10 protein-coding genes are annotated in these 13,580 nt (G+C 59.6%); 4 read left to right on the top strand and 6 right to left on the bottom strand.

Annotated features, from left to right (window positions below; genetic code table 11):
* Window positions 1-151 precede the first annotated feature (151 nt).
* Both AC1MDG_RS05135 and AC1MDG_RS05130 read left to right on the top strand, forming a co-directional pair.
* Window positions 152-961, top strand: a complete 810-nt coding sequence (locus tag AC1MDG_RS05135; RefSeq protein WP_479807947.1) for a DUF6994 family protein — start codon at window positions 152-154, stop codon at window positions 959-961.
* 66 nt (window positions 962-1,027) lie between these two features.
* Window positions 1,028-1,984 carry a lipid kinase gene (locus AC1MDG_RS05130; RefSeq protein ID WP_479807946.1) on the top strand — a complete coding sequence of 319 codons (957 nt, stop codon included), beginning with the start codon at window positions 1,028-1,030 and terminating at the stop codon, window positions 1,982-1,984.
* A 441-nt stretch (window positions 1,985-2,425) separates the two neighbouring features.
* On the opposite strand, the gene AC1MDG_RS05125 is transcribed toward AC1MDG_RS05130, so the two are convergent.
* From AC1MDG_RS05125 to AC1MDG_RS05105, 5 genes are all read right to left on the bottom strand, one after another.
* Window positions 2,426-3,214: a DUF6339 family protein gene (locus AC1MDG_RS05125; RefSeq protein ID WP_479807945.1), complete on the bottom strand. Its 789-nt coding sequence runs from the start codon at window positions 3,212-3,214 to the stop codon at window positions 2,426-2,428.
* Window positions 3,211-4,101: a hypothetical protein gene (locus tag AC1MDG_RS05120; RefSeq protein ID WP_479807944.1), complete on the bottom strand. Its 891-nt coding sequence runs from the start codon at window positions 4,099-4,101 to the stop codon at window positions 3,211-3,213. Before AC1MDG_RS05120 ends, AC1MDG_RS05125 begins: the two co-directional genes overlap by 4 nt.
* Window positions 4,098-5,951, bottom strand: coding sequence for a hypothetical protein (locus AC1MDG_RS05115; RefSeq protein WP_479807943.1), 1,854 nt, complete (start codon window positions 5,949-5,951; stop codon window positions 4,098-4,100). Before AC1MDG_RS05115 ends, AC1MDG_RS05120 begins: the two co-directional genes overlap by 4 nt.
* Window positions 5,944-6,837: a PD-(D/E)XK motif protein gene (locus AC1MDG_RS05110; RefSeq protein ID WP_479807942.1), complete on the bottom strand. Its 894-nt coding sequence runs from the start codon at window positions 6,835-6,837 to the stop codon at window positions 5,944-5,946. The genes AC1MDG_RS05115 and AC1MDG_RS05110 overlap by 8 nt, the downstream gene beginning before the upstream one ends.
* A 109-nt stretch (window positions 6,838-6,946) precedes the next feature.
* A complete protein-coding gene (locus AC1MDG_RS05105) occupies window positions 6,947-9,610 on the bottom strand; it encodes a Z1 domain-containing protein (protein ID WP_479807941.1) in 2,664 nt (887 codons plus the stop codon).
* 413 nt (window positions 9,611-10,023) lie between these two features.
* Here AC1MDG_RS05105 and dcm point away from each other — a divergent pair, with 413 nt between their 5' ends.
* Both dcm and AC1MDG_RS05095 read left to right on the top strand, forming a co-directional pair.
* Window positions 10,024-11,274 carry a DNA (cytosine-5-)-methyltransferase gene (gene dcm / locus AC1MDG_RS05100; protein ID WP_479807940.1) on the top strand — a complete coding sequence of 417 codons (1,251 nt, stop codon included), beginning with the start codon at window positions 10,024-10,026 and terminating at the stop codon, window positions 11,272-11,274.
* An 89-nt stretch (window positions 11,275-11,363) separates the two neighbouring features.
* A complete protein-coding gene (locus AC1MDG_RS05095) occupies window positions 11,364-12,608 on the top strand; it encodes a type II restriction endonuclease (protein WP_479807939.1) in 1,245 nt (414 codons plus the stop codon).
* A 235-nt stretch (window positions 12,609-12,843) separates the two neighbouring features.
* Here AC1MDG_RS05095 and AC1MDG_RS05090 read toward each other — a convergent pair whose 3' ends face one another.
* A complete protein-coding gene (locus AC1MDG_RS05090) occupies window positions 12,844-13,515 on the bottom strand; it encodes an NUDIX hydrolase (protein WP_479807938.1) in 672 nt (223 codons plus the stop codon).
* Window positions 13,516-13,580 lie beyond the last annotated feature (65 nt).

The following is a 13,580-nucleotide window of genomic DNA, read 5'->3' as shown; positions in this document are numbered from 1 at the left end:
CCATCGCGTTGGCAGCCGTGGGGAAGGATTAGCGCAAAATTGCCTCAAGAACGACTCTTTCAATCCCCTGAAGAACTAACATCACGGCATTGGCTGCACAAACTAATGGGGGCAAATGATGAGTGAACATGGTCTTGCGGAGGCAACGGAAGTGCTTGACGAAGTCACGGTGTGGCAACCGCACTCCCCCGAGATACGGGACTTCGATATCTCATTCGACTACAAGACCGACAGGCCGGCGAGGAATAATCCCGACCCCGACAGGGACAGTCCCCGTCTCCGGGCGCTCCATCAGCGACTGTGGACCAAGGAGTTGTGCTCCGGCGTCCGTTTCGCCCCGACCGCTCCATCAGTTCGGGGGGAAGGCTACCTCATCTTCACTGACGCCTCCGGAGCGAGGCACTGGTACGGCAGCGACGCCATCACCCCCTCCTACTCCCGTTGGCTACGTCCGAGGCCTCTGGTCGCGGCCATCGCCGACCTATCCGAAGAGCAGCGGGCCCGCTACCTCAACCCGCCGTACACCATCGGCAGTGCGATGATTTGGCCCGTCAGGAAGGCGGACCGACCCACCATCAACCAGGCACGGGGGTTCAGTCGGCTGGTCAGCGATCGCATGGATCTCACCCTTGAGTGCATCCGGCGTCATTACGCAGGAGAGCCCGAGAGCCCCCTTGCAGGTGTCCTCAACGCCTACGCGGACTTCTTCGCGCTCTTTGACGGGTTCAGGTGTTTCGTGGACTTCTTCCACTTCCAAGACCTCGTGACTGCCGACTACGACGAAGTTCGGTTCTTCCTGTCGTTCAATAACTTCGAGCGTCCCGGGACACCGGCCACAACGGAGGAATATGTGACGTACCGTGAGGCCACACTGGACTTCATCGATAAGCGGGGGCGTCGGATGGCCGAGTGGCTTAGGGACGACGGCCCCGACGCCGGGGTTGCCGCGGTGGTTCCGTAGCGGGGCTTCCAAGAACGGCGCCGGCGCCATAGGAAACCCACAGGTCCGCGCCCTAACATGGCCCTCATGAATGCTGCCCGGGACGCCCGCTCTGCCGCCGTCGTCATCAACGCCGGATCACGCAGAGGAGCTGCACACGAACTTGCGGTGGACACGATGCGGAAGGCAGGCGTGCCCATCTCCGCCGTGCATCACGTGCTGTCCGGGGGCGAGCTGGCCGGGACGCTTGACCGGGTTCTTGCGGACGGGCACGACCTGGTGGTTGTCGGCGGCGGCGACGGGACCGTGTCCTACGCCGCCGGTCGGGTTGCCGGCACCAGCGTTGCGCTCGGCGTTCTGCCGCTGGGAACCGCCAACGACTTCGCCCGCACGTTGGAGATACCGAACAACCTCGCCGAGGCATGCGCCACCGTGGCCGAAGGAAAGGTGGTGGACGTCGACCTCGGCAGGGCCAACGGCGAGCCATTCCTCAACGTCGCGTCCGTGGGCCTGTCGGTGGCTGTGACGGAGGAACTGAGCCCCCGCCTAAAGCGGTACATTGGGCCGCTGGCGTACAGCATCGCCACGCTTCGGGCTTATGCCCGGCACAAGCCGTTCCGGTCCCGCTTCGAGTTCCCCGAGGGCGACCACGAGCCGATGGAACTGGAAAACCTGCTTCAGGTGGCGGTCGGCAACGGCCGGCACTTCGGCGGCGGCAACACGGTCTCCCCCACCGCAGGGATCGATGACCACCTCCTTGACATCTACGCAATCCTGGCCGGCCCCCTCCGGGAGCATGTGAGCATCGCGCGGCTGCTCAAGGACGGCAGCTTCATCGAACACGACCGGGTGTACCACCTGACCAGCAGGCATGTCCGGCTGGTCACCGAACCGCCGCTGCCGGTAAACCTCGACGGCGAGATCGCCACCACCACGCCCGCCGATTTCACAGTCCAGCGCAACGCCGTCCACGTGGTGGTGCCCCAGAGCAGCACCAGCGCGCTGTTGGACGGACCGGGCGCCGCGGGCGGGCCGTCCAGGTAGGGCGGAGATGATGGCAACCACTTCTGGGACCATCACGTAGAACACGGGGTTAGCCGGTGCCCGGCCCGGCCTGCGCTGGCGCACGTAGCGGAACACCACCGACGCGTTGACCAGAGTGAAGGCACGTCCGGGAAAATCGCGATCAGTCCCTCAACGCCGGTGAGAATCAGGTTCACCAGCGCCAGCATTGCCCGCACCAGGGGAACCGTTGCGCAGAGTGCTTCGAGGGTGACAGCCTCTATCCGAAGGTTAGGACGGCGGGCATCCCTGGACGGAATGGCGACCCGGTGCCGCTGCGCTTGGGCTATCACCAGCGTCCCTTCGGCAGGATGCCCGAGCCGTTACTCGTCGGCGAAAAGATCCCAACTTTTCGAACAACTGGGATGGTCGCCCTACGCCGGACTCCTCCTTGGGGAGGTCGGGACCGGCTTCGAGACTGAACTACACCATGGGCTGCGGGGAGGGATCACCCGCTGCGCCACGCCCCACAGCCTCGATGACGATCCCGTCCAAGTAATCGGCCAGGACGCTGTTGTGCATGGCATCCATAGCGATGTGAGATCGCTCGGCTCGAATCAGCTTGATTGAGTCGCGAAGGAGTTCGGCACGGTTGCCCTTGAACCCCTTCATCTCCGTCCGCCACAGAACCTGTTTCAGCTGCTGTGAAAGCCTTGCGTTCTTGGCAACAGTCGGGCGCTCCATGATTTGGACGAACTCGTCTTCGTTCAATGGCGAGCATCCGGGCGGAACCCAGGTGAGATCCGGTCCCAGCACATGGGCCCGCCACCATAGCCTGCGAAGGGCGTTGCGCGGCTTCCCTACAAGACGATCGACGTGTCTGGCCGGAAACCGCCACGCTGGCAACTCAGGAACCAAAACCAAGGCGATGAAGGACCATACCCCCTCCTCTGCAGCGTCCGCCGGAACAATGCCCATGTCGCGGCGAAGGATCGTTCCGCAAATCCGGTCGAATTCCCCCTGCTTGGATGTCTTGAGTGGCCGTGGGAAACCGAAATCTTCGCACAGTCCCCGAAGGGTCGCCTGTAGGTCAAGAAGCTTCTGGCCGGGGACGGGAAGGCCACCCGTAGGTGAGCATGCGGCGTCAGCGTGGTAAGTCGCGCCGCGTCCTCGGAGTTCCTCCACAGTCAGGTCCGCATATTCATCAACCAGAAGAGCGGCACGGTGTGCGTCGAGTCTGGGATAAAGGAACACGAAGTCATTGGCGCTCAATTGAATAGTCCTCGATTCTGCTGAATCCGGGCCTCGAAGGCACCAGTATCATTTGCGAACTCATGGGCAAGATGTTCGACCGGGACGTCCGGCCACAGCAGAGCAAGGCTTGCTCGGAGGCCACCGGCGACGCTCAGGTCGTCGAAATCCGCCTCGCTATCCAGCACTTCAGGCATTCCCAGCCCTGCGGAAGCAATTCGCCTCGATACGTCAACGTCAATCATTCTTTGGATTTGGGCGGTGGACGCATCTTTGGCTCCGCTGAGGAGCTTCTGGATCTCGGGGCGCCCCGAGTTCAGCACGACCTTGATGTTGGATAGGAGCAACGCGTGGGGGTCCGTCGCATCGATGTGAATGAACCATCCCGCATGACTTAGTTTCGGCCTAGTAATACTGAAATCTTCCGCATACGTAGGGAACTGGGCCCCCACGCCTTGGAGATACGTCTTCTGAGTCATCGTCCACAAAATCGAACCCTGTTTCGTAGGGGCCAGTCCGTCCAGGGGCTCGGCGGTCGTAACGACGACCTGCGTGGTGACCGTGAGGCGTCGGGCAAAGTTCTGACCGGAAATCTCAACGGTGAGGGCACGTGCGTCGTTCCAACCGGCTGGAATGTCCACCAGCGCAAGAACGCTTTCAGTACTCGTAGCTTCGGCGGATGCCGTTACCAAGACGCCCAACCGGCTGCCCGGACCCAAGTGAGTGTCGGACAAGATTTGTGCTTCGTCGAGCGTTATGAAGGCTGACAGAATCAGACGAGTCTGATAATCCCAGTGCTCAAGCTCTTCGGGGAGGGCGACGTTCTCGTCGCCGAGCTGCTGGTACCACCCGTCAAAAGCAATGCTCTCCGTTGGGGGAACAAGAAACGGCGGTACTTTAACTTTCAATTCTGAGCTCCAACAGTCGCATCGACATCCCACATGACGCTCATGCGTCCGGAATTGGCGGCTTCCAAGACGACCCTCTGTTTGTGTGTCCCTTCGAGAGTGATCACGGAGTTAATGCCGCGCACATCGAAGTCGATTCCGTCGGCACTGACTCTGCGCAGTTGCAACGACTTGTCTAGCGACGCATCCAGACTCGTCCCGTCCAAAGCGATACCGACGCTGACGTTCAGTGCGGTCCGGTGGCTGCCCTTGGCCGGCACAACGTCAATAGTCGCCCGAGATACATGCATCCCGTCAACGATTTCAATAGTTGAGCCGATCAACGCTAATGCCGGCCGGGCCGTCCCTGGGCCCGGCGCAGGAGCTGGCCCCACCTTGCGTCCTTTGCCCTGACCCGCCTTGCCAAGGACCAGATGGCCTAGGGCGTCTGCGATGCCGGCTGTACTGACGGCGCCTTTAGTGGGAGGCGGAGCAATCGTTCCCCAGCGCTCGGTAACTGCCTTTTGAATATCCCTGAGGACCTTCCGGAGAATGTTTTTCTCGGTTCTGTCATCTACGGTGTCCGGATTCCAAGCGTCGTGGGTTGGCGGCTCAGCGCGAGCAAAGATCCCGTCGTATTCATCCGCGGCACGGAAAACGCCAGCCCACTCGATTGCGGGATCCGGTGCGATCGGGCCCGCCAAGTACTCAATGACCAACTCCGGCCCGCGGAGCAAGGCGACGTGGTGTGCAGCCGAATTCGTGAACGGTGACGCCGGCGCCGGAGACTCGTCGTCCTCCGGATCGTGCCCGTCGTCCACAAAAGCTCGCTGTTCTCGCGCGAAAGGAACAGTGCCGAGATGACCTAAGACCATCTTCTTAGGTGCGCTCCGCTCAATCGGGCGCTTTTGAAATGTGAGCGAGGCATCCGCCCCCATAACCAAGTCCTGATACGCCTCAACAAACCTGGCGAGTGGTGGACGACTCGTGAAAGCTGGGATGGGGACCCGAACGCCGTCATGTCGGACGGAACATTGTAAGGGTGCAGGGCCTCCGTCTCGTGGAATGAGTTTGGGCCAGAGGTGCCAAAGAATCGATTCGGTCAGGAAGGTCACAGCTTGCGCGGGGGTCCGTTGACCCAGGTCGGGGGCTATGATCATGACGTTTGTCCCCAGTTCCCCATTTTCGAAGGCCGGCATGCCGAGCCGTGCGGCTAGCTCCTCGGCATCGGCGCCTTCAACGGGAAGCGGGGCCCCGTCACCGTTGATGCCCCACCAATGGCGACCAGTGAAGTTCTTTCCGTCCCGAACGAAACGTTTCCCGATTGCAGTTGCTATCAATCGAGTGACAATCTGACCACCGTGCTTCGTCCGGCTGTGAATGATCACCGAATTGGACTGCGAGACGACGTAGGCTATCGTCTTGCCGAATCCGTATGTTCCGCCGGTATTGCCTTCCGTCTTCGACTTGCCGGCGTTCAGAACGAAATTCGCCCAGTTCTGTCTGCCATCCGTCGAGACCTCATCGGCGGTCACAGGGCCGTCCAAGCCTCGCGTGCCACGATCGGACACCGTCAGTACGTGCAGTTCCCGATCTTCGAGCACTCCATTCAGCGGGGTTCCGTGGACCTCGGCAGCGCTCTTGAAAACTTTCGTTCGCAGCACCTCTTTGAGCTCATCTGTCGCCCTTCGAAGGTCTAGGTCAAAACGCACGGTGCGCGCACCGTGGGGGCGTGCATCCCAACTATTCTGGGCTGTTTCACGCACCAGCACAGTTAGAGGATCCAAAGAGGGACGGCCCAACAATTTGTAAAAGCCCTCTGCCGACAGGCCACCGCTCGGAGGGAGGCGCTCAGGGATCCATTCAAGCATGAGGCGTTCCTTCCGCGAGACACATATAGACAGCATCGAGTTGGGCCGGCGAAAGCGCGACGTCCAATTGCCCCGACAAGTCGATGACGTAGCTGATTTGTTCTACTCCCGCAGGGACGTGAGCCTCCACAAACTTCCTCGGAACAACTCGGGGAAACTCTGGTGCAGTCACGTCAAATGTATGTTCGGTTGAGATGCTGAGCGCATATGCTCCGTAGACGTCGTCGAAGCCGACCCGGTACCCCGACTTCAGCAGCAGTAGTTCAAATTCAAGCGAGTCAACATTTAATGCCTTGATTCGACGGACGGCCCTTGGGAGCGAGTCACCCTCCGGGGCGAGCGAAAACTTGAACAAACTGAGGTGGAGAGTACCATTCCGCGGCTCCTGGAGCTGTTCCACACTACTGATTTTGGTTCGGTTCCCCTCCCGAACAAGCGAGGCCTTTACTTCCAAAGCATGCCCACTGACCCTGAAATCGTGTTGCGACTTGGAAGGCCCGGACCAAACAGCCAATCCTCGCGCGGAGTCACGAGACAGGATTCGCTCCAACGTCAGCAGTTCCGCTAGTAGTCCGGCGACCTGGGGGAGGGTCAAGAGACCGGACGACTTTGTCTGCGCGAATAGGTCTCGCCAATGCTCGACATGATCGATCAAAACCCCAGCACAAGGTCCGGACGGCGGTAAACGTCGGACCAAGTCGCGAACAAATATGATGAAGACGTCGTTTAGATCCGAATCGACGCATGTGACAGATGCATACGGTCTACCGTGGACCAGAGTTCGTTCCAGACGAATGGCGGCGCCGCTCAGCTGATCCGCGAAACCCTCATTGCTGAGCAGCGGAACAAGCACCGTTAACCGGCCCGCTGGGTTAGCTGCGGCCATGAGGGGACCAGCCTCGATAGTTGGCCCCAAAGTGTGCATATAGAGCTCGGACGAGCCTTGAACAGCAAGAGAGTGGACCACGTTCCAAATTGATTCAAAGGAATACTGGCTAGCCGTCAAGGGACACCTGATTCAGGGTGTTTTCTGTATCAACATATACATCTTCATCCCCGTCCTCATCAGGCACCGAGGTGATGGTGCTGCTGTCCAACTTGCCCAAGTCGACCTGCATCATGTCTTTAGGTTCAGAGCCCGGAGCTGCCGCGGGGAGGCACATCGCCAGACCTACCAGTGGACCAACCGCGTCCAACTGAACCCTCTTTTCGCCCTTTGCATTGGTTTCTCCATTAGCGCCCTCGGACGGCGGAATGGGTTTGGAGTTGGGCGCGATCGGATACAGCAACAGCAACGGGGTGCCCGACTCGTTTCGCGCTTTCACGATGGCCGGAGCGGACGACGGGTGACGGTCCAAGTCCACAGTGAAGTCGGACGTCGACGTGATCGCCTTCAGGTAAGCCGGGCCGTCTTCCCAGTCCTCCCTCTCGCCAACCACGACCCGTGAACGGCCGATGGGGTGAAAGGGCCGGTCAAGTCCCATAGTGACGTCGACGTAGTCGGAATGCGGCGTGTCTCTGGAGATCACCGCGACATTCCAAGTAACCAGCTTCCCGCATTCGACCTGGCGGCGGACGTAATCAGCCAGCAGGTTTCCACCCATTTCCGAAGACGAGTGGAACGAGTAACTGCTCAAGAAAGTCAACACGTTCTCAGCCGAGACATCCTTGAGTAGAAGGGAGCCTGGGTGCGTGGTGTCCGGCTTGGCCTTCCCAGCGTTGTCCGATACCAGTCTCGTGGCCGCTGTCCAGTTGGCGTTTACGACGTTCGTGACTTTGTGATCGAACATGATCGTCTGAGGCCTTGCAGAACTGAATGACGCCGTCACCGGGACCGCGTACTGCATTTTCAGCTTGGAAGTGATCTGCATCTTGGGATGCAGCAGTAGCCTCACGGCCAATTCGCTAGGGGTCAACCCGTCTTGGGCATATCGTGCTATGTCTTCTCGAATAGATGATTCGATCTCTGACAGGAACCTGAAGTCGTTTGCCAACGAGGCAGTGGTCCACACGCGTGGGAGGTCCGCGTAACCAGTCCTATAGCCAAACCAACGGCCCATTTGGAGTGCCGAATCGTACATCGTCGAGCTTCGCAGGAAGAAGGACGAGACCAGTCCTTCCAGAGTCAGTCCGCGGGACAAAGTATTTCCTCCAACGGCGATAACGGTCGCCGGCTCATCCGTATAAATCAGACGGTCGTCGGAAAAACTGTTGTCTGCCAAAACCTCAATCTTGTCCAGTACGGATGGAACGGCTTCGGACATCTCTTGGAAACTAATTGGAGTCAATTCGTGGCGTTCCGCCGGCTCGGCGAGCGTTTCAAATTCCCATTGTTGGCGCCACCCCTCCACAGCGCCGGAAGACCATTCCTGGGAAAGGGCCTTAAGGTGTTTTCTGATGATTGGAACGAAGTCCAGTTGCGGCTGAACTCTCATCGTGGTGTGCACGAGCATGCTGGAGTGTTCGTCCTCGCCCGCACGCACCCGTCGTGCGGCCGTGGCCATAATGAACCACCTGATGGCGTCGCCAAGAGCGGGTGATATCTTGGCCGGCGAAGACTTCTTGGCTGTAACGACATACGCTTTGGCTTCGACTTCAGGCACGAAGCGAATCATGTCGTGTCCGAACGCTACGGGCAGTTCTTCATCTTCGGAGACGGGAGCGCCAAATAGCTCCTCGGCACCGAAATAGTCTTTCGGCTTGGGGAGTGGATAGATGAAGTCACGGGGATAAATCCCGTCGGAGTCTTTCGGGTTGGCTAGGACATTCGCGAAGGGCGTCGCCGTATATCCCAAATAGGTGACCTTAGGGAAATTGAGAAGGGCCTTCAGCTTTGCGTGTATAGCCGAAGAATCGAGATCGGAACCAGGCTTCGTTGTGTTGGCTGTATTGATGCTGGCTTGGTCAGCTTCATCGTCGATGATCAGGATGGGGCAATTGTTCAGAGCCCCGTGCTCCTGCGCTGTCTCCAGCCAGTTGACGAGGTTGGTCAGTCGGGACACATTTTTCTTCACCACAGCCAAGAGTTTGAGCTCGCTCCCGGCCACTAGCGGCAGTGCCATCACCGGGTTGCCGAAGTCGGCATCTTCCGTGGTGAGTCCGACCCAGTTGGTCGGGTTGATATCGACGATCTGCTGCTCTAGGCGAAGTTGGGTTTGGCGCCGGAGGGAATTGTGGACACCAGAAAGAACAATGAAAAGCCTATACCCGGCGTCGGCGGCCTTGGCAATCGTTGCTGTGAAGTTCGCGGTCTTGCCCGACTGGACATAGCCCAGTACGAGCCCCCGCTTTGCGAATCGGCGGTCGGAGGGGTTACCGAGCCTGGCCACAACCGCCGTCGACGTCTCGTCCAAAGACGGCACTGCGTCTTTCCACTTCGGTTGGCCCAACATCTCATCCCTCAGCCTCGGCCAGAACTTGTCCTGAGCCTGGGGCCCGAAATACCAAGGCGCGAGGTTCTTCGGTTCGAGTACATCCTCTTGGTCCTTCCTAAGGACGTCCTTAAGGATGTCGACGTACCGGCTTTCCACCTGATCCAGCATTGCTGAATCGACGCCAAGCACGGACAGTGTGTTCTTCGCGTCCTGGACCGAACTGCCCGTTGCGACGATCATCGTAAGCTGCTTTAGGCAGGCTTCATGCTTCTCGGTCCACTCCATCGTTCATTTCCCCGTCGTCGGTCCTGCATCCACTATCAGCCCCGATTCTGACGGCGCCCACCGACAATATACATAACGCCAACGGATTGCCGGCCCAGAAAACCATAGGGACACGTACTCACCACCGCGACGCAAGCGGAGTGTGACTGAGGCTGAGCGGATCAAAACGAGTCGGGGGGACTTGCTCCCACAGAGAACTCATTGAGCGGTGCGCCCCCCCTGCAACTGCGAGGCGGAGTCGCTCACTGGGTTAGGGACGTTTTGTCTGTCGTAGGTGCATGGCAATCTATGTCCAGTTCAGCTCCAACCAACCTCACATCTTCCAGACCGCCGGATTGGCTGGCCTCGGCGCGGCGAGTCTCCTGCTGGGTCATTTATAGGACAGAATGTCTGGTGAACAACCCAGATAGGACATGATGGACATCGCAACGACACTCCTCTCCCAAGCCCGTGCTCGCTACACCCAGCGGCAGCTCGCGGAACAACTGAACGTCTCTCAACGGACTGTGGCCCGTTGGGAGAACGGCGAAACACCTTGTCCCACCATGCTTGCACCTGCGCTGAAGGAGTTGCTCGGCGTTCGACCGACCACGGTAAATCAAGACTTTACATTTATCGATCTCTTCGCGGGTATCGGCGGTATTCGCAAGGGATTCGAAGCTCAGGGAGGGCGATGTGTCCTCACAAGCGAATGGAACAGTTACGCCCAGAAAACCTACTTGGCCAACTTCCCAGATGACCAAGAGGACGCTCATACTTTTGTCGGCGACATCCAGCCCTTTCCGGCAAGCGATGTCCCCGACCACGACGTCCTGCTAGGCGGGTTCCCATGCCAGCCGTTCTCCATCGCGGGCGTGAGCAAAAAGAACTCCCTTGGCCGGCTCCACGGCTTCGAAGACGCAACTCAAGGCACGCTCTTCTTCGATGTAGCTAGGATCATCAACGAAAAGCGCCCTGCCGCGTTCATGCTGGAAAACGTCAAGAATCTCCGGTCGCATGACAAGGGACGAACCTTTGCGGTCATCCTGGAGACGCTGCGGGAGGAGCTCGGATACGAAGTTCACTTCAGGGTCATTGACGGCATAGGATTCACACCGCAGCACCGCGAACGCATCATAATTGTAGGCTTCCGCGAACCCACCGATTTCAGCTGGGATGATCTGGAAATGCCTCCTGTGGGCCCGAAATTGCATACGATTTTGCACCGCACGGACGGTTCGGAGCCAGTGCTCGAGTGGGACGGCGACCGCTACTTCGATCATGACAACCGCGAGGTTCAGCCGAAGTTCACACTCACTCCGAAACTGTGGGCCTATCTCCAGGCCTATGCGGCCAAACACAAAGCCGCTGGAAACGGATTCGGATACGGGCTGGTCCACCCCTCTGGAACTACCCGAACACTATCAGCCAGGTACTACAAAGATGGCTCCGAAATTCTCGTGGCCCAAGACGGAGACCGGCCGCGCCGGTTGACTCCGAGAGAATGCGCCCGCCTTATGGGCTACGAAGATACTTTCCGAATTCCCGTCAGTGATACCCAGGCTTACAAGCAGTTCGGGAACAGCGTCGTGACGCCGGTGATGCGCGAAGTTGCGCGCATCATGACTCCGCACGTGCACAAAGTCGTTGAAGCATCGAAGGTCGATCAGAGCCTGTCCGCCTGACTCTGCTGTAGCGTGGTGCCGACTTCCCTCGGCGCCGCGCTACATCGACGTCTGCGGCAGGCTAACATCGACTCTTCGGGGGCAAGTTCGTGAATTTCGGTAATCTGGCTGATCACTTTGACGGTGTCGCTGCCAAGGTTCTCAGTACGGTGGAAACTGTAGGGAGAAGCTCCAACCAGCACGAGCTTGACGGGGTGAAGGCGCTTCAGGCCCTCTTTGGAAGACCGTCCAATAAGCTGACAATCCCCACCCGATTCCTCCGCGTCAGCGACGATACCGACGAGCCGGTGGCGGAAGACGGCACTTTGACTTACTACGACGCCAGAATTAACACTCCGAATCGCTCCGAGTATCGGCTCTACTACCCCGCGTCAGTAGATGTAATGAGGACCGCCGAGGCCGGCGACATCGTCTTCATAGCCAAACGCAAGGACGGCGGTGCACTATTCATCGTTGCGCCAGCAGGTTCTACCGTTGCTGCCCAGCTCGACTGGCTCTTCGGCACAACGGTTTCGGAACATTCAGGGTTCTCCGTTCGATCCGGCCTAGAGACCGACGGCCTTCCTCTGACGGCCATGTACCTCCTCGATACGCTCGGTGTTTCTGTAGAACCAGCCAGCGATGACTGGCTGGATCGGGTGCTGGAACGGTTTGGTCCCAGGTTCCCCACTTCGGCCGAATTCGGCGCCTTCGCCCGTTCCACCCTCCCTGAACTCCATCCGGCCGATGACCCCGATGCGGTACTTATGGCTTGGATGGAACGGGAAGAACTCCTGTTCCGGACTCTGGAGCGCCACCTCGCCGCCGACACCTTGGCAAGTCTCTACAGCGAAGGGCGAGTGGACTTGGACCGCTTCATCGAGGTCTCGCTCTCCCTGCATAACCGCCGAAAGAGTAGAGCGGGGCGAGGCTTGGAGAACCATCTCATCGCTCTATTCGCCGCGCTAAACTTGCGCCATACGTTCAACCCGGTGACGGAGCAACGCATACGCCCGGACTTCATATTCCCCAGCATTGACGAGTACCGCAACCCGAGATTTCCATATGGCGACCTGACCATGCTGGGCGTCAAGACCAGCTGCAAAGACCGGTGGCGGCAAGTCCTGAGTGAGGCCAGTCGTGTTCCCGACAAGCACCTGCTCACATTGGAAAGTCCAATTAGCGTTGCCCAAACCGATGAGATGCGCGATCACAGGATTCAGCTCGTTATACCCCGAACCTTGCACCAACCTTTCAAGCCCGAGCAGCAGAAGTGGCTGATGAGTTTGACGGATTTCGCATCGCTGGCCAAGGAACGAGACCGGCGGGGACCAGCGCAGCTCGCGCTACTGTAACCTCTCGCGCTCGCTAACCGGACACCGCGAGCGTCCTGTGCCTGCGGCAGAGCATGGAGCCATTCTTGAGACGCGCCGTTTGTTGACTGAAGCGCCAACGGTCGCAGGCAGATCGATCAACCCTTGGTTACGTGTGAACCAGAACAACCGGGATGTATTTTGGCTGGGCAATCGTCAGGCTGGCGCGACGACGCCTGGTCAACGGTGGTGTCATCTTCACGGTTCGGGGGACGTTTCATGCCCTGCCCCGCACCCACAACCGCGAAGGCCTCCCCCTCGTCCCGTCCGACATCTGCCCGGTTCCCGTCAGCTTCGGCTCCATGAACCGCCGGAACGTGTCCCGCATCAACGGGGCACCAGCCACCGCCTCATGCAGCTCCCGAAGGTCCTTCAGCGTGAACGGCTCGTCCAGCAGCGCACCGGGATCCGGCACGTCGGCGTAAGCGGCCCGCAGCCACTCCACCGCCCTGGCCACGATGTCCGCGTGCCCATATGGCAGTCCGGCGATCAGGCCAGGTTCCCCGGTCACGGAAGCCAGCCTGACGCCGTCGGACTTCAATGCTTCCTCGAGAGCCGCCAGCGGCACCACGTCCACGTGCGCCACCGACAGCACCCAACCGCGGTCATCGCGCCCCGGCTCGTCAAACACTTGCAGCTGCCGCGGGACCCGTCCGGAAATCCCCGCCTTCTCCCGCAGGCATCGCAGCACCGCATCCGCCAGGGTCTCGCGCTCGCGCAGGAACGTTCCCGGCAGGGCCCACTTTCCGTGCTGATGATCCTCCGCGCGGCGCACCAGCAGCACGCACACGCTCCCGTCCGCAACAGTCAGCACTGCCGTATCCACCGCCACAGACGGCCGCGGGTAGTCGAGCAGGGACGGCGCAGGGCTGTTCTTGGAATCCTTCACACCATTATTTATCGCAGTATTGCGCTAAAGACGCAAACGGTGCACACTGGGATCAATTAGCGCAG

The sequence above is a fragment of the Arthrobacter sp. AIWTK1 genome (genome assembly GCF_056680535.1).
This window is presented reverse-complemented; position numbering and strand designations above follow the sequence as displayed.

Excerpts from the sequence above, each read along its gene's own strand:
- AC1MDG_RS05130 (WP_479807946.1), top strand. The coding sequence starts at position 1,028 with ATGAATGCTGCCCGGGACGCCCGCTCTGCCGCCGTCGTCATCAACGCC.
- AC1MDG_RS05115 (WP_479807943.1), bottom strand. The coding sequence starts at position 5,951 with ATGCTTGAATGGATCCCTGAGCGCCTCCCTCCGAGCGGTGGCCTGTCG.
- AC1MDG_RS05110 (WP_479807942.1), bottom strand. The coding sequence starts at position 6,837 with ATGGCCGCAGCTAACCCAGCGGGCCGGTTAACGGTGCTTGTTCCGCTG.
- AC1MDG_RS05105 (WP_479807941.1), bottom strand. The coding sequence starts at position 9,610 with ATGGAGTGGACCGAGAAGCATGAAGCCTGCCTAAAGCAGCTTACGATG.
- dcm (WP_479807940.1), top strand. The coding sequence starts at position 10,024 with ATGATGGACATCGCAACGACACTCCTCTCCCAAGCCCGTGCTCGCTAC.